Origin of the sequence: Blautia sp. aa_0143, assembly GCF_004167315.1 — a bacterium.
In the GTDB taxonomy this organism is placed as follows: Bacteria; Bacillota; Clostridia; order Lachnospirales; family Lachnospiraceae; genus Blautia_A; species Blautia_A fusiformis.
The window spans coordinates 95,290-110,389 of the sequence record NZ_RCXU01000004.1 but is presented as its reverse complement, the minus strand read 5'-3'; the positions used below and the strand labels follow the sequence as shown (position 1 = coordinate 110,389).

Annotated in this window: 12 protein-coding genes and 1 pseudogene; 10 read left to right on the top strand and 3 right to left on the bottom strand. The window is 46.9% G+C overall.

The features are described 5' to 3' along the window. From EAI83_RS03080 to EAI83_RS17155, 5 genes and pseudogenes are all read left to right on the top strand, one after another. Entirely contained in the window at nucleotides 1-492 is a 492-nt protein-coding gene (locus EAI83_RS03080; RefSeq protein WP_015526032.1) for an amidohydrolase family protein, read from the top strand. A gap of 53 nt (nucleotides 493-545) precedes the next feature. Beyond that, entirely contained in the window at nucleotides 546-1,706 is a 1,161-nt protein-coding gene (iadA, locus tag EAI83_RS03075; RefSeq protein WP_129974592.1) for a beta-aspartyl-peptidase, read from the top strand. 35 nt (nucleotides 1,707-1,741) lie between these two features. Then, nucleotides 1,742-1,942: pseudogene (locus EAI83_RS03070) on the top strand (sugar ABC transporter permease); the annotation flags it as partial. A gap of 201 nt (nucleotides 1,943-2,143) precedes the next feature. Continuing rightward, nucleotides 2,144-2,935, top strand: coding sequence for a ParA family protein (locus EAI83_RS03065; protein ID WP_015526030.1), 792 nt, complete (start codon nucleotides 2,144-2,146; stop codon nucleotides 2,933-2,935). Next, nucleotides 2,922-3,365: a hypothetical protein gene (locus EAI83_RS17155; protein ID WP_021650455.1), complete on the top strand. Its 444-nt coding sequence runs from the start codon at nucleotides 2,922-2,924 to the stop codon at nucleotides 3,363-3,365. The genes EAI83_RS03065 and EAI83_RS17155 overlap by 14 nt, the downstream gene beginning before the upstream one ends. A gap of 148 nt (nucleotides 3,366-3,513) precedes the next feature. Here EAI83_RS17155 and EAI83_RS03055 read toward each other — a convergent pair whose 3' ends face one another. Then, a complete protein-coding gene (locus EAI83_RS03055) occupies nucleotides 3,514-5,235 on the bottom strand; it encodes an ABC transporter ATP-binding protein (protein WP_114002205.1) in 1,722 nt (573 codons plus the stop codon). A gap of 441 nt (nucleotides 5,236-5,676) precedes the next feature. Here EAI83_RS03055 and EAI83_RS03050 point away from each other — a divergent pair, with 441 nt between their 5' ends. Both EAI83_RS03050 and EAI83_RS03045 read left to right on the top strand, forming a co-directional pair. After that, on the top strand, nucleotides 5,677-7,929 hold the full coding sequence (locus EAI83_RS03050) for a PTS transporter subunit IIABC (RefSeq protein WP_015526027.1): 2,253 nt from the start codon (nucleotides 5,677-5,679) through the stop codon (nucleotides 7,927-7,929). Between the two features lie 239 nt (nucleotides 7,930-8,168). Then, nucleotides 8,169-8,996, top strand: coding sequence for a PRD domain-containing protein (locus EAI83_RS03045; protein WP_092070295.1), 828 nt, complete (start codon nucleotides 8,169-8,171; stop codon nucleotides 8,994-8,996). Between the two features lie 28 nt (nucleotides 8,997-9,024). Here the strand turns inward: EAI83_RS03045 and EAI83_RS03040 are convergent, their stop codons facing one another. Beyond that, the gene (locus EAI83_RS03040; RefSeq protein ID WP_129974591.1) at nucleotides 9,025-9,903 is read right to left on the bottom strand and encodes a LysR family transcriptional regulator; all 879 of its coding nucleotides are present in this window, start codon (nucleotides 9,901-9,903) and stop codon (nucleotides 9,025-9,027) included. A gap of 166 nt (nucleotides 9,904-10,069) precedes the next feature. Here EAI83_RS03040 and EAI83_RS03035 point away from each other — a divergent pair, with 166 nt between their 5' ends. Further along, entirely contained in the window at nucleotides 10,070-10,717 is a 648-nt protein-coding gene (locus EAI83_RS03035) for a YoaK family protein (RefSeq protein WP_092070292.1), read from the top strand. Between the two features lie 15 nt (nucleotides 10,718-10,732). Further along, nucleotides 10,733-11,488, top strand: a complete 756-nt coding sequence (locus EAI83_RS03030) for a DUF4866 domain-containing protein (protein ID WP_173722818.1) — start codon at nucleotides 10,733-10,735, stop codon at nucleotides 11,486-11,488. A 95-nt stretch (nucleotides 11,489-11,583) separates the two neighbouring features. On the opposite strand, the gene EAI83_RS03025 is transcribed toward EAI83_RS03030, so the two are convergent. Then, a complete protein-coding gene (locus EAI83_RS03025; RefSeq protein WP_173722816.1) occupies nucleotides 11,584-12,882 on the bottom strand; it encodes a threonine/serine ThrE exporter family protein in 1,299 nt (432 codons plus the stop codon). 351 nt (nucleotides 12,883-13,233) lie between these two features. On the opposite strand from EAI83_RS03025, the gene pckA reads away from it, so the two are divergent. Beyond that, nucleotides 13,234-14,838, top strand: a complete 1,605-nt coding sequence (gene pckA, locus EAI83_RS03020; protein WP_015526024.1) for a phosphoenolpyruvate carboxykinase (ATP) — start codon at nucleotides 13,234-13,236, stop codon at nucleotides 14,836-14,838. The last annotated feature ends 262 nt before the right edge of the window (nucleotides 14,839-15,100 follow it).

Genomic DNA, 15,100 nt, shown 5'->3' with positions numbered 1-15,100 from the left:
ATGTCCAGAGTGCTTTTGATTAAAAACGCGAATCTGTATGATCCGGATCCAAAAGGAATCCGTGATATCCTGATCGTAGATGAAAAAGTATTTTCTGTGGCAGAACACATCGATCCACCGGAACTTTCTGCTCCGGTGGAAGTTGTTTCTGCAGATGGAAAAATGGTAATTCCTGGTTATGTGGACCAGCATGTTCATGTGATTGGCGGGGGCGGCGCAAAGCTTCTGGTTACACGGCTTTCTTCCCTGCATGAGGAAGTGCGTGATGCTGTAAAGGCAGGGGTTCCGGTGGAAAAAGCCATCCGCATCTGCGGGGAGAACCCGGCCAGAGCCAACGGATTATTCCCGAAAAAGGGCTGCATCCGTCCGGGCAGCGACGCGGATCTTGTGATCCTGGATGAGGAATTTCTGGTAGATACGGTATTTGTCCGTGGACAGAAAATGGTGGAGTATGGAAAAGCACTGGTAAAAGGCACCTTTGAGACAGACTGACAGAAGCTTTGAAATAGAAAAGCGGAAAAGAAAGAGACAGGAGAATTGACATTATGATCAAGTTACTGAAAAACGCGAATGTGTACGCACCGGAGAAACTGGGAAAGAAAGATATCCTTATTGAGGGGGAAAAAATCCTTCTGATGCAGGATACTATTGAGGGATATGAGGGACTTCCGGGAGTGGAAACCTATGATCTGGAGGGAAAGACCGTTGTTCCGGCTTACATTGACATGCACGTGCATATCACAGGCGGCGGCGGAGAGCAGGGGCCGGCATCCCGTGTACCGGAATCCCAGCTCAGTGAATTCTTCAAAAATGGTATTACCACGGTAGTCGGACTTCTGGGAACCGATGGCGTAACCCGCAGTGTGGAAAATCTGGTCGCAAAAGCTCGCGCCCTGACCGAAGAGGGCATGACCGTGTACATTCTGACCAGTTCCTATGGTTACCCGCCGACCACCCTGACCGGAAGTGTAGAGCGCGATATCATCCTGGTTCCACCGATGATCGGTGTGAAGGTAGCGGTATCGGACCACAGAAGCTCCAACCCAGGCGGAGAAGAGCTGATCGCGCTGGCTACTGCAGCGCGCAGAGCCGGCTTACTCAGCAATACCCCTGGCCTGGTAACCATGCACATGGGTGACGGAGAGGGAAGACTGGATCCGATTTTCTATGTGCTGGATCATTCCGACGTTCCAGCCAAGAACCTGCTGCCGACCCACATCTTACGCAATCCTGGACTGATTGATGCCGGCGCGGATCTGGTGCGCCGTGGCGGCTACATTGACTGCACCGCCGGCGCCGATGATGTGGAGGTCGAATCCGATGCTCTGAAGCTCTATGAGCTGTTGCACCGCGAAGATGTGAGCCTGGATCATGTAACCATGTCCAGTGACGCGTTCGGAAGCCAGCCGCGCTTCAACGAAGAGGGCGAGTGCATTGGCCTGACCTACGCGTCCCCGAAGTATCTGCACCGTACCATCCAGATCCTGGTAAGAGAGGGCATGCCGCTGGAGGATGCCTTACAGCTTCTGACCAGCACTCCGGCCGTACTCCTTGGCAAAGAAGGAATCAAGGGCTGTGTAGCGGAAGGCGCAGACGCAGACCTTCTGGTACTGGATGAGAATCTCAACATCAACAGCCTGTTTGCCCGCGGCAAGGTCGCTGTGTGGGAGCAGGAAGTGAAGATGAAGGGCAGATTCGAGCAGTAAGGAAAAACATACAGGAGAAGGACTGTGATTGACTTATTGGTGGTGCTTCTGCTTATGGTGGTACCGGTACAGTTCCTGGTGTTATCATTGGTGCACTTCTGATGGGTGTTCTGAATCTTGGCATGAGTATCATGGGTATTGACCAGAATATCCAGAAGGTTGTTAAAGGTATGGTTCTTCTGGCAGCGGTTATCTTCGATGTTGTCAGCAAGAGAAAATCTTTTATCGTAAAATAATAATAGTCAGCGAATCAGGACAGCAGGTTTTCGGAGTGATCCGGAACCTGCTGTTTTTGGGTGTATATACTGTTGTTTTATGTGAGGTTATTTTGTCGGTTTTCGTGGTTTTATGGGGGATGTGCTTGTTTTTAGGAGAACGTTATATTATAATAAGGGCAAGTGACAGAAAATACGAAATTATGTTGTCGGGAGGCTGTAATGGGAAATACAGTAACGATCTGTTTTGCAAATAATAAGGGCGGCAGCGGAAAGTCCACCAGCTGTTCCAATGTGGGAGCGGCACTGGCCGGCATGGGTAAGAAGGTACTGATGGTAGACGGTGATATGCAGCTGAATCTTTCCCTTTCTTTTTTTTCGGAGGAAGAAGTGCTTGAGATGGCAGCAGGGGAAAAGAATCTCTACTATGCTATCGGTCATCAGTCGGATCTCAGCGATTTTATCGTGCATACGAAGTATGAGAATCTGGATCTGGTTCCGTCGTCTACGCTGATGAGCTCCGTGGAATATGAGCTTTTTACAAAATGGCAGAGAGAGTTTATCCTGCGGAAATGTCTGCAGAAGGTTAAAGATTCCGGAGTGTACGATTACATTCTCATTGATGCACCGCCTACTCTTGGCGGCTGGGTGATGAATATTTTATGTGCATCCGATTATGTTCTTGTTCCGGTAGAGGCAAGTCCGTGGGGTATGTTTGGTCTTGCAAATATGTTTGATTTCCTCAATGAAGTCAGGGAGATCGCTCCGGATTTAAAGGTTTTGGGAATCGTAGTAACCAAGGCAGATGCCAGAAAGAATTATTTCAAACAGACTATGGAAACACTGAAAGAAATGGAAGGAATCTATCTTTTCGAATCTTTTATCCGTGTAGACAGCTCCATCGAATGGTCCCAGGACAGCAGTGAACCAGTTGTGGAGTTCAAAAAAAGCAGCCGCAGCGCAAAAGAGTACATAGCATTGGCAGAGGAGGTAATGAATCGTGTCAGTAGGTAAAGCAAGCATCGCAAGAGCAGTAAATGCAGAAAAAGCATCCAAAACAGAAACAAAAACAGAGGTAAAAGAGGCTGAGGTTAAAGCAGCAGAGAAGCCGTCAGAGGTAAAAGCTGAAACAGCTGAAAAAGCGGCAGAAAAAACTACAGCAAAGAAAACAGCAGCCAAAGCTCCTGCAAAGAAGACCACAGCAAAGAAAGCAGCCGCAACAAAAACAACAGCAAAGAAAACCACTACCAGAAAAACAACAGCACGTAAAACCGCAGCAAAGAAAACAGCTGCAGCAGAAACAACAGGAACTGTAGCCCAGAACGTGATCAGCGGAGGAAACGCCGACGAACTCCAGGCCAAATTCCTCACCCCAAAGAAAGATGAGCCGGACAACAACCAGCCAGTAGGAATTAAAGACGAGCTTCCGGTTTATCTGCTGTAATCTTTGATTGAATTTTTTGAAAAGATAGTAATTGACAAATAAAAAGACTGCTATATATCTATATCACTATTGATAAGGTATACAGCAGCCTTTTATTTTGCCCTATAAAAATCTCAGTGGGACAGCGAAGCGCCTCCCTCGTATCTTTCTACATATTGTAATATGCAGCATACAATCCATTCTTCTCAAGCAGTTCAGCATGAGTGCCTCTTTCGGCGATACCCTCCTCCGTGATCACAATGATCTCATCCGCATCACGGATCGTAGAAAGCCGGTGCGCGATCGTAATGGTAGTACGATTTTTTGAAAGTTCCTCCAGACTCTTCTGAATCCAACGTTCGCTTTCGTTATCCAGAGCGCTGGTGGCCTCATCCAGGATCAGGATCGGAGGATTCTTAAGGAATACACGTGCAATGGAAATCCGCTGCTTCTGTCCGCCGGAAAGGCGTGTGCCACGTTCTCCGACATAAGTGTCGTATTTATCCGGAAGCTCCATGATAAAGTCATGGATACTCGCACATTTGGCGGCTTTGATGATCTCTTCATCGGAAGCTCCGGGCTTTCCGTAGGCAATATTATCCTTGATGGTTCCATCAAAAAGATAGACATCCTGCTGTACCATACCGATCTGGCTTCGAAGGCTCTTAAGAGTCAGCCCGCGGATATCCTTTCCGTCTACAGTAATGGAACCGCCGGTCACATCATAAAATCTGGGCAGGAGAGAGCAGATCGTGGTTTTTCCGCTTCCGGAAGGTCCCACCAGGGCAATGGATTTTCCTGCCGGGATATCAATAGAGATATCGGAAAGCACAGGAGTTTCATCATCGTTGTAATGAAAAGAAACATGGTCGTAACGCACATGTCCTTTCACGTCCGTAAGCTCCGCAGCGTTGTCTGCATCCCTGATCTCGGATTCTGTTTCCATCACATCCAGGAAACGGCGGAAACCGGAAAGACCCTTCTGCATCATTTCCACAAGTTCCACCAGGATCTGGATGGGGCTGATAAAGATTCCGATATACAGGGCATACATGGCAAGATCTGCAGTCTGCATTTCACCCTGAGCAATCAGATAGCCGCCGTAAACAAGAGTTACCAGGTACATCATGCCCTGGAAGAAAAGATTGGAACTCATGAAGCTTCCCATGCAGTGATAATTATCTCTTTTGGAAACAAGGAACGCTTCATTGCTTTTCTTAAATTTGACACGTTCGATGTCCTCGTTTGCGAAGGACTGCACCACGCGGATTCCGGAAAGCGTATCCTGAAGGCTGGCATTTACATCTCCGATCTTACGACGGTTTTCCATGAAGGTTTCCTGCATTTTTGCATTCTGGCGGAAGGAAAACACAAACATTACGATCACCAGGAGGATCAGCGGCAGTGCAAGCTTCTTGTTGATGAAGACCAGGAAGATAAAAGCACCGACGATCTTTACCAGAGAGATAAAAAGATTCTCAGGACCATGATGTGCAAACTCGGAAATGTCAAAAAGGTCACTGACCAGCTTGCTCATCATCTGACCGGAATTATTCCTGCTGTAATAGGAAAAAGACAGCTCCTGGTAATGGTCAAAAAGCTCCCGGCGCATATCACGTTCCATCTTTGCACCCATCATATGTCCCTGACAGGTTACATAATATTTGCAGAGACTCTGCACAATGTACATAACAAAAAGAGAAGCTGCAATCACAGGGAGGGCATGAAGAATAATATCCTTATCCTGTGTAAAGAGAGTTTTTGTCATAGTACGAAGAATCTGGGGATAAGCAAGATCTACCAGACTGATAACGGCTGCACAGATCAGGTCAATAAAAAAGACCGCTTTGTACGGGCCGTAGTAGTGGATGAATTTCTTGATGGTATTCATCGGAAAAGTACCTCCGTTTTTATGAAATGTATAGTGTTGTCTGAGCAAAAAATATTGCTGCCGGACATTCTATGTTCATCTTATCATAAGTGAGAATAAAGTCAAGATAAGTGAATTTCTGGCCTGTTTCGTTTCTGTATACTTTCTGAGAACAGGAACTATATGGCTGCTGTTCACAGGAAATATTCCGCAAGAGATTGTTGGCAACGGAGCGGATAGTGATATGAGGAGATATTTTTTGGAAAAAATCAAATTACTCCTTGACACAGAAGAACAAAACCCGTATAGTGTATTTCAGATTTGGTGTGTAACTGATAAGCAGGCATTAACCAGTCATAAATGTTATTATTTTTATTTGACGTTTATGGGGGTTGGTGTCTTTTTTTGTTGCCCACTTAAAAGATTCCCGCTCCAAAACGTCGAAAGAAAAGGAGAGAGAACATGAAAGACAAAATTTTCGGAGTTTTGCAGCGTGTGGGACGTTCCTTTATGCTCCCCATCGCAATCCTTCCTGTGGCAGGCCTGCTTCTTGGATTCGGCAGTTCCTTCACAAATGAAACGACCATTGCAACCTATGGACTTCAGAAGATTCTGGGAGACGGAACCATCTTAAATGCACTCCTAGTCATCATGAACAAAGTCGGAAGTGCGGTATTTGATAACCTGCCTTTGATCTTTGCAGTAGGTGTGGCCATCGGTATGGCAAAAAAAGAGAAAGAGGTAGCAGCTCTTTCCGCACTGATCGCTTACTTCGTTATGAACGTAGCCATCAACGGTATGCTGGTAGTAAATGACAAGATCACAGCAGACGGACAGATCGCAAAAAGCGTTCTGGAAGGTACTGTAACTTCTGTCTGCGGCATTCAGTCTTTGCAGATGGGTGTGTTTGGCGGTATTATCGTCGGCCTTGGTGTTGCGGCTCTGCACAACCGTTTTCATAAGATCGTGCTTCCAAACGCACTTTCCTTCTTCGGTGGTTCCAGATTTGTGCCCATCATTTCCACCATTGTATATATGTTTGTGGGAATCCTGATGTATTTCGTATGGCCGGCAGTCCAGAACGGTATTTATGCTCTGGGCGGTCTTGTAACAGGCAGCGGCTATGTCGGAACCCTGATCTTCGGTATTATCAAACGCGCGCTGATCCCATTCGGACTTCATCACGTATTTTATATGCCATTCTGGCAGACAGCCGTTGGCGGGACTATGGAGGTTGCAGGCCAGATGGTACAGGGCGGACAGAACATCTTTTTCGCCCAGCTTGCAGATTCCGCAAATGTAGCGCATTTCAGTGCTGATGCAACAAGATATTTTTCCGGAGAGTTCATTTTCATGATCTTCGGTCTTCCGGGAGCTGCTCTTGCCATGTACCGCTGTGCAAAGCCTGAGAAGAAAAAAGCAGCAGGCGGACTTCTTCTTTCAGCAGCCCTTGCATGTATGCTTACAGGAATCACAGAGCCACTGGAGTTCTCCTTCCTGTTTGTAGCTCCTGCATTGTTTGCAGTACAGGTTGTTCTTGCAGGCGCGGCTTATATGATCGCACATATGCTGAACATTGCAGTAGGACTTACCTTCTCCGGCGGTTTCCTGGATCTGTTCCTGTTCGGAATCCTTCAGGGAAATGCAAAGACAAGCTGGTTCAGGATTATCCCGGTAGGTATCATTTACTTTATTCTCTATTATGTGATTTTCACCTTCCTGATCAAAAAGTTCAACTTTAAGACTCCGGGACGTGAGGATGACGACACAGAAACAAAGCTTTATACAAAAGCAGATGTAAACGCAAGAAAAGAAGCCGGAAAAGCCGGTGAAGCAGCAGGAAGTACATCTGCAGACCCGGTAAGCGAAGCCATCACAGCCGGCCTTGGAGGAAAGAAAAACATCAGTGATGTGGACTGCTGTGCAACAAGACTCCGTATCACCGTCCATGACGCAGCAAGAGTCAACGACGATATTTTGAAAACAACAGGTTCCAGAGGAATCGTGAAAAAAGGCCAGGGTGTCCAGATCATCTACGGTCCGCAGGTAACTGTGATCAAATCCAAGCTGGAGGATTATCTGGAGACAGCGCCGAATGAATATTTTGAAGGTGCAAATGAGAAAGAAACAGACAATGCGGAAAATCAGGCTCAGTCTGATACAGAGCGTACAGCAGAAAGTACAGGTGAGGCTACTCAGAACACAGCTCCGACATCCGAAGCCAGCACGCAGCCAGAGAAAAAGGTTCTCAGAACAGCGATTGTCTACAGCCCGGTAACCGGTATCGCCGCAGACCTTTCCACAGCGCCGGATGAAGGCTTTGCGGAAGGAATGATGGGAGAGGGTGCTGTAGTCACACCGAAGGACCCGGTGATCTGTGCTCCGGAAGACGGCGAGGTAGAGTTTATTTTTGACACAAAGCATGCCATCGGATTCCAGACAGATACAGATCTTCCTATGCTCCTCCATATCGGCATTGATACTGTAAAGCTGGAAGGAAAAGGCTTCGAGATCCTGGTAGAGCAGGGACAGCATGTAAAAAAAGGCGAGCCGTTGATGAAGATTGACATCCCGTATCTTATAGAAAACGCTCCGTCCTTATGTTCTCCGATCCTTTGCACAGAGATCGAGGATAATCAGAGAGTACGCCTTCTTGCCAATGGAGAGATCAAGGCAGGAGAGCCGCTGTTCGCAGTAGAGACTGTGGAAGAATAGGGAATTTTTCAGCAATAATATAGAAGATTGGTTTTGTGAAAAGCGCGCCTAATGCCCGGGCGCGCTTTTCCTGTGGCGAAGAAAATAACTGTCTGTCAGAAGGGCTTTACACAAAAGAAAGATTCTGTTACGATAAAGAAAATCAACAGCTGCAGATAAAAATGTCGACTGAAAATCCGGGGCAGACAGTGGTGGAATGTGGAAAAGCAGCAGGATATATAAAAATGGTGGGGAAAAAGATGTACAGAGTGAGCAAGGTATTGAACAATAACGGCATCATTGCCATAAATATGGAAGAAAACCAGGAATATGTACTTCTGGGAAAAGGTGTGGGATTTGGAAAGAAGGTCAGCCAGCGTTTTGAGGCTCCGGCAGACTGTACCATTTACAGGCTGGCTCAGGAGACAGAACGTGGCTCAGCAAAAGAACTGGCAAAGAGCGTAGCACCGGAATTTCTGGAGATTGCAGATGAGATATTGAGAGAAGCTGAGAAGACCTTTGGGGATACCATAGACAGAAGGATCCTGTTTCCCCTTGCTGATCATATTTCCTTTGCAGTGGGACGTATCCGGAATCATGAGCAGATCAGCAATCCCCTGACGGATGATATCAAGGTGCTTTTTTACAGTGAATTCAAGGTGGCGGAGGTATTGAAGAAGATCCTGAAGGAGAGGATGGATATTGAGATCGACGAGCATGAGGTGGGATATGTGGCACTTCATATTCACTCAGCGCTTGGAGATGAAAAGGTGTCTGTTGCCATGCAGACAGCAAGAACGGTACGGGAATGCATCGCCATGATCGAGATGGCCACAGGAAGAAAGATCGATGTGATCTCCCTGTCCTACAACCGTATGATGAACCATATCAAATATATGGTAGCCCGTGTCTCCACAGGGGAGACACTGAAGCTGGATATGAATGAATATATAGAAGAAAAATATCCGGAATCCTACAGGATCGCAGAGGATGTCTGCGAGAGTCTGGGCAAAAGCCTTGGGAAAAAGCTGGACCCTATCGAGATTGGTTATCTTGCCATGCATATTGAGCGGACAGTGGAACAATAAATGTAAATGGCTGATCCGCCTCAGGGATTTACACAATAAATTCAATAGCTTTTTTGACAGCAGTACTCATGGCAGTACTGCTGTTTGTGACTAAGCAGACCTCTCTCTGAGGGAGCGGTTCTTTAAGCTGAAGGGCAAAAATCTTCCCGTCATTGATCACTTCCCGGGCAAGGGGCTCGGGGTAAAAGCCGATTCCCAGATTGTGGACGATCATGGGAAGGACCTGGTCTGTAGTTGCTGCCTCGATGTCAGGATGAAAAGAAACACGGTTTTCCATAAAGTAATTCATATACATTTCTCTGGTGCTGGTCCCTTCCGCAAGACCTACAAAGGGCAGATCCTGAAGCTCATGGATGCTGATAGGGGCAGTAGCCAGATCCTTATATTTGCTTCCGCATGCAAGGATCTCCCGGTAACGCAGGAGACTTTTTTTCTGTAAAGGCTTGCGGATGGAGATCGGAGTGGTGACAATAGCGAAATCCACCGCATAATTTTTCAGTGCCTGTACAGCCTGTGGAGTAGAATGGTTAAAGAGGCGCAGGCGAACATGGGGATATTGCTCGCGGAACAGCTCCAGCTTTTCCAGAAGGATCAGACGCAGGGCATTTTCGCTGGCGCCGATGGAAACCAGGCCATGCTCCAGCTCTCCGTTCTGGCGGATCTCCTCTTCGCCGATGGACAGCTGCTCAAAAGCCAGGGCAACGTGTTCATAAAGCTGGCGGCCTTCCGGTGTAAGTGCGATTCCCTTGTTGGAGCGGAGAAAGAGCGTACATTTCAGCTCCTGCTCCAGGTTGTTCATACAGCGGGTGATATTTGGCTGATTGTTGTGAAGAGCTCTTGCTGCCTTGGTAAAGCTCTTATACTGGGCTACATAATAAAAGATCCGGTAGTAGTCGTAAGTGATCATATATTGTCTCCATCCTGTGATATGATTTTAATATGTTTACGATATTAATAATACTTTTTACATTTGCTTCTGAGCAAACTATAATACACCCGAGGAAAAAAATCAATGACAGGAGTGATTTAGAGTGGTTTCAGGAGGCAGAAAGCTGCAGAGCGCAGACCGGCAGATGTCAGAAGCTTTTATCACAAGTGTATTTCTGGCAATGTCCGGCGGATTTCAGGATGCCTACACATACTTTACAAGAGATGAGGTGTTTTCCAACGCCCAGACAGGCAACGTGGTTCTGATGAGCCAAAATTTTATGACAGGACAGTGGGGAGACGGTTTAAGGTATCTGTTTCCTATTTTAGCCTTTGCCATTGGTGTTGTAGCGGCGGAGCGGATCCAGAGTACCTTTAAATATGCAAAAAAACTTCACTGGAGGCAGATGATCCTGCTGATCGAGATCCTGATCCTTTTTGCGGTGGGATTTATGCCGGGAGAATTGGATATGCTGGCAACCGTACTGGTATCCTTTTCCTGCGCCATGCAGGTACAGACCTTCCGGAAGGTGGGCGGTTATTCCTATGCAAGCACCATGTGCATCGGAAATTTACGAAGCGGCACGGCGGCGTTGTCCGTGTATTGTCGTGAAAAACGTCCGGAACAGCTGAAGCAGGCTCTTTATTATTTCGGGATAATTTTCTTTTTTGCCATTGGAGCCGGCGGCGGAGGAAATCTGTCCATGAGGCTGGGGATCCCGGCAATCTGGGTATCGGATGTTTTGCTTCTGATCAGCTTTATTCTGATGTTTTCCAGTAAACATAGAGATTAGAAAGGGTGAGGAATTGTGGAAAACAGCACATTATTCCCAAGAGAGGAAAAGGCGGAGCTTTTATTTGAAAAGATCCTGAAGGATCCGGAGGCGTGCAGACGGCTGACGGAGACCTTCTATGAATCCATGGATGCGGATACAGACATAGAATGCGGATATCTTCCTCCGGAAAAATTCGCCTATGCATTGCTGGACGCATATAAAAACCGTGATCTGACAGCTCTCCTTATGGCAATCTGCCAGAACAGTATGTTTGATCTTCTGCGAAATTCTTTTCTGGCACCGTTCAGGTTCAATGCAGATGGACAGGAGAATCCGGTGTTTCTCACAGATGAAAAAGGAAATTTTCTGCGGGAAAAGGGAATTCATGTAAGTGACAGGGATTACGACCGGTTCCGCAGGATATACAGGGAGAAGCAGGGTGTAAAGATGTATTTGGCGTATGGCTACCGGAAGCGACATGCCTATGATGAAGCTACCATGGAAGTAGAAGAGTACAAAATGGGCGAACATATCGGTGTGTTGCTGGTGTATGAGCTTCCGGACAGCGTAAGGGAAAAGGAAACGGAGGCACAGGCCTATGCGGCTGTATGGGATATCATGATGGCAATTCAGAAGAAGCTTCCAAGAGCTTTTGTGTATTATGGGCAGGATTCTGTGGAGGATGGTGGAAAACGTTATGACGGACTGGGCGTTTTTCTCCCCATCCATAAATTTGCGGACCGCCTGGAAAAAATGATCGGGATCGCTGATGAGATCGTAATGAAATAGAATGTACAAAAAAGGACTGCTTTTGTATTGCTCCGGTTATCAGAAGGATAGCTGATGACCGGAAGCTACAGAAAGCAGTCCTTTTTGTATGCCCGTCAGGTGCAGTAGCGGAACATTTTGTCCGTAAGGATCCTGGCGAAAATAAGGCCCAGAGGAAGAGCAACGATGATCAGGATCGCAGCTGCAAACCAGGAGGCGGAAACATTCAGGGACATGATCCCCAGATTGTAGATCGCCCGGTAGAGATAAAGTCCGGGAACCATGATCACAATGGATGGTACGGTAATGGAAATCCTGGGATATCCCACTTTGGTTTTGATGAGGGAGGCCAGAAGTCCGGCTGTCAGTGCTCCGAAAAAAGCCGCGGCAGCAGGTGGGAAACCGGCAAGATCAACAAGCTCCAGACGTAAAGTGTTGGACAGTGCGCCGATGAATGCGGCAGCTGCGGCTAGACGGACAGGGCTGTTGAACATGACCGAAAAGCCGAATACCCCGCAGAAGCTTGCCAGAAGCCGGAACAGGATCCTCTGAGCTGCCGAAAGCTCCAGAGGCAGGAAATCCACAGGCTTCAGATGAAGAAGCAGTGCCATCAGCCAGGCAGAGACAGCAGCCACCATTACAACAATAATGGCGTAGGCCAGTCGTTCCAGACCGGAACGCATATCCAGCTTGGCAAGGTCGATCCCGCTTGTGATAAACGGAAAGCCCGGAATGATAAACAGCATGGAACAGATGTACCCGGCCTCATGCTGGACGGAAATGTGGAACAGAAGCTCTGCCAGCTTCAGGAAGCCTGCATATACAAGACAGGCGGAGGAAACAGAAACTGCAATGCACATAAACAGAGTAAAATGATGCTTGCCAAGCTTGCAGCGGATGGCGTTTCCGATGCCTGCGCCTGCAAAAGCCAGGATCATTTCCAGCGGGCCACCGCCCAGAAGAAAAGTAAATGCACCACAGGCCAGTGCAGAAGCCAGTCCCAGGGCGGCAGGGGAATAAAGCCCGTGGATCCGCTCGATCTCATCTAACTGACTGTGCAGTGCTTCACCGCTCATATGGATACCCTCCGCAGGAAAATCACTGACAAAATGTTCCAGCCTGTTCAGCCTGGAAGTATTTACGCCGGTGGTAGTCAGACTAAGTGCATGGGAAAAACTGCTCTCACCGTCAAAGCAGGTGTAGCTTATGGACATCAGTCCGATATCTGCGGAGCAGGTGATACCAAGTGCTTCTGACAAGGTATTCATGGAACTCCGTACCCGCCAGGCACCGGTCCCGCAGGAGAGAAGCATCATGCCTGTACGGCCGATCAGGGAAGCTTTTTCGGAAAGAGAAGCTTCGGTAATGGGCTGGCTGTTCCTGGCGCTTACGTAGTTGTGCCAGGGGATTTTCATATGATTACGTTTAACCGGAATATCTGACACAGAAATCACTTCTTTCTATATATTAAAATCATATAGTTACTATTATAAATATATATAATAACTATAATCAGATATATTGTAGCCATTATTCTGAAAAAGTCAAGTATAGATGGAGTAAAATCTGACAGTACCAAAACGTCACTGTTAAAGATTTATCATTTTTTTGCGGAAAATGAATTTTTTTGGTTGCTTTTACGTACAATTTATGTATAATTGTGGATAGGGATGTTGGAATGACCAATTCCTATGGCAGGATGACAAAAACCTGCAGCAGTAGGTGGCTATCATAATTACTATTAAAGAAGAGAGGTAAATGTTAAGATGGCAAAAATCGATTTAACAAAGTATGGTATTACCGGAACAACTGAGATCGTGTACAATCCTTCCTACGAGACATTATTTGAGGAAGAGACCAAACCGGAGCTTGAAGGATTTGAGAAGGGTCAGGTCAGTGAGCTTGGTGCTGTCAATGTAATGACAGGTATCTACACAGGACGTTCCCCTAAAGACAAATATATCGTTATGGATGAGAACTCCAAGGACACAGTTTGGTGGACATCCGATGAGTACAAGAACGATAACCATCCGGCAACTCAGGAAGCATGGAATGCAGTTAAAGATCTTGCCAAGAAGGAGCTTTCCAACAAGAAACTTTTCGTAGTAGATGCATTCTGCGGAGCTAACAAAGACACACGTATGGCTATCCGTTTCATCGTTGAGGTTGCATGGCAGGCACACTTCGTAACAAACATGTTCATTCAGCCGACAGCTGAGGAGCTTGAGAACTTTGAGCCGGATTTCGTTGTTTACAACGCATCCAAGGCTAAAGTTGAGAACTACAAAGAATTAGGACTTAACTCTGAGACAGCTGTAATGTTCAACATTACAAGCCGTGAGCAGGTTATCGTTAATACATGGTACGGCGGAGAGATGAAGAAAGGTATGTTCTCCATGATGAACTACTATCTGCCGCTTAAGGGCATCGCTTCCATGCACTGCTCTGCAAACACAGACCTTAATGGAGAGAACACAGCTATCTTCTTCGGTCTTTCCGGAACAGGTAAGACAACACTTTCCACAGATCCTAAGCGTCTTCTGATCGGTGATGACGAGCATGGCTGGGATGACAACGGAGTATTCAACTTCGAGGGTGGATGCTACGCTAAGGTTATCAACCTTGACAAAGAGTCTGAGCCGGACATCTACAATGCGATCAAGAGAAACGCTCTTCTTGAGAACGTAACACTTGATGCTGAGGGCAAGATCGACTTCGCTGACAAGAGCGTAACAGAGAACACACGTGTTTCTTACCCGATCAACCACATCGAGAACATTGTTCGCCCTGTATCTTCTGCACCGGCAGCGAAAGAGGTTATCTTCCTGTCCGCAGATGCATTCGGCGTACTTCCTCCAGTATCTATCCTGACACCGGAGCAGACACAGTACTACTTCCTTTCCGGATTCACAGCTAAACTTGCTGGTACAGAGCGTGGAATCACAGAGCCTACTCCTACATTCTCCGCATGCTTCGGACAGGCATTCCTTGAGCTTCATCCGACAAAATATGCTGAGGAGCTCGTTAAGAGAATGGAGAAGAGCGGTGCGAAAGCATACCTCGTTAACACAGGATGGAATGGAACTGGAAAACGTATCTCCATCAAAGATACTCGTGGTATCATCGATGCTATCCTTGACGGATCTATCCTTAAAGCTCCGACAAAGAAGATCCCATTCTTCAACTTCGAGGTTCCGACAGAGCTTCCGGGCGTAGATCCTGCAATCCTTGACCCACGTGACACATATGCAGATGCTGCAGAGTGGGAGACAAAGGCTAAAGATCTTGCTGCAAGATTCGTTAAGAACTTTGCTAAATATGAAGGAAATGCAGCTGGTAAAGCACTCGTTGCAGCCGGCCCGCAGGCATAATCAGTCATTCCAACTGAATACAGATCGTAGACTTAACCGGGAGCGGATTTATCCGCTCCCGGTTTTTTGACAAACAACTGAGGATCTATTGTTTGATATAGAACTGTGCAGTGCGAAGCATGTTTCCAGACATGGAATAAACAGAAAGTTGAAGATATCTACCTGTAAAATAAAAAACTTTGGCTTGACTAACATAAGGTTCATGGTGTATCCTTTCTGAGAAGTTGAGCGGGAGACCCGTAAGACTGTAAAAATTCTCTTT

What these genes read in the sequence shown, in the direction of transcription:
- EAI83_RS03055 (WP_114002205.1), bottom strand. Translation starts at nt 5,235, where the DNA reads ATGAATACCATCAAGAAATTCATCCACTACTACGGCCCGTACAAAGCG.
- iadA (WP_129974592.1), top strand. Translation starts at nt 546, where the DNA reads ATGATCAAGTTACTGAAAAACGCGAATGTGTACGCACCGGAGAAACTG.
- EAI83_RS03065 (WP_015526030.1), top strand. Translation starts at nt 2,144, where the DNA reads ATGGGAAATACAGTAACGATCTGTTTTGCAAATAATAAGGGCGGCAGC.
- EAI83_RS03035 (WP_092070292.1), top strand. Translation starts at nt 10,070, where the DNA reads ATGTCAGAAGCTTTTATCACAAGTGTATTTCTGGCAATGTCCGGCGGA.
- EAI83_RS03050 (WP_015526027.1), top strand. Translation starts at nt 5,677, where the DNA reads ATGAAAGACAAAATTTTCGGAGTTTTGCAGCGTGTGGGACGTTCCTTT.
- pckA (WP_015526024.1), top strand. Translation starts at nt 13,234, where the DNA reads ATGGCAAAAATCGATTTAACAAAGTATGGTATTACCGGAACAACTGAG.
- EAI83_RS03080 (WP_015526032.1), top strand. Translation starts at nt 1, where the DNA reads ATGTCCAGAGTGCTTTTGATTAAAAACGCGAATCTGTATGATCCGGAT.
- EAI83_RS03045 (WP_092070295.1), top strand. Translation starts at nt 8,169, where the DNA reads ATGTACAGAGTGAGCAAGGTATTGAACAATAACGGCATCATTGCCATA.
- EAI83_RS03040 (WP_129974591.1), bottom strand. Translation starts at nt 9,903, where the DNA reads ATGATCACTTACGACTACTACCGGATCTTTTATTATGTAGCCCAGTAT.
- EAI83_RS03025 (WP_173722816.1), bottom strand. Translation starts at nt 12,882, where the DNA reads ATGAAAATCCCCTGGCACAACTACGTAAGCGCCAGGAACAGCCAGCCC.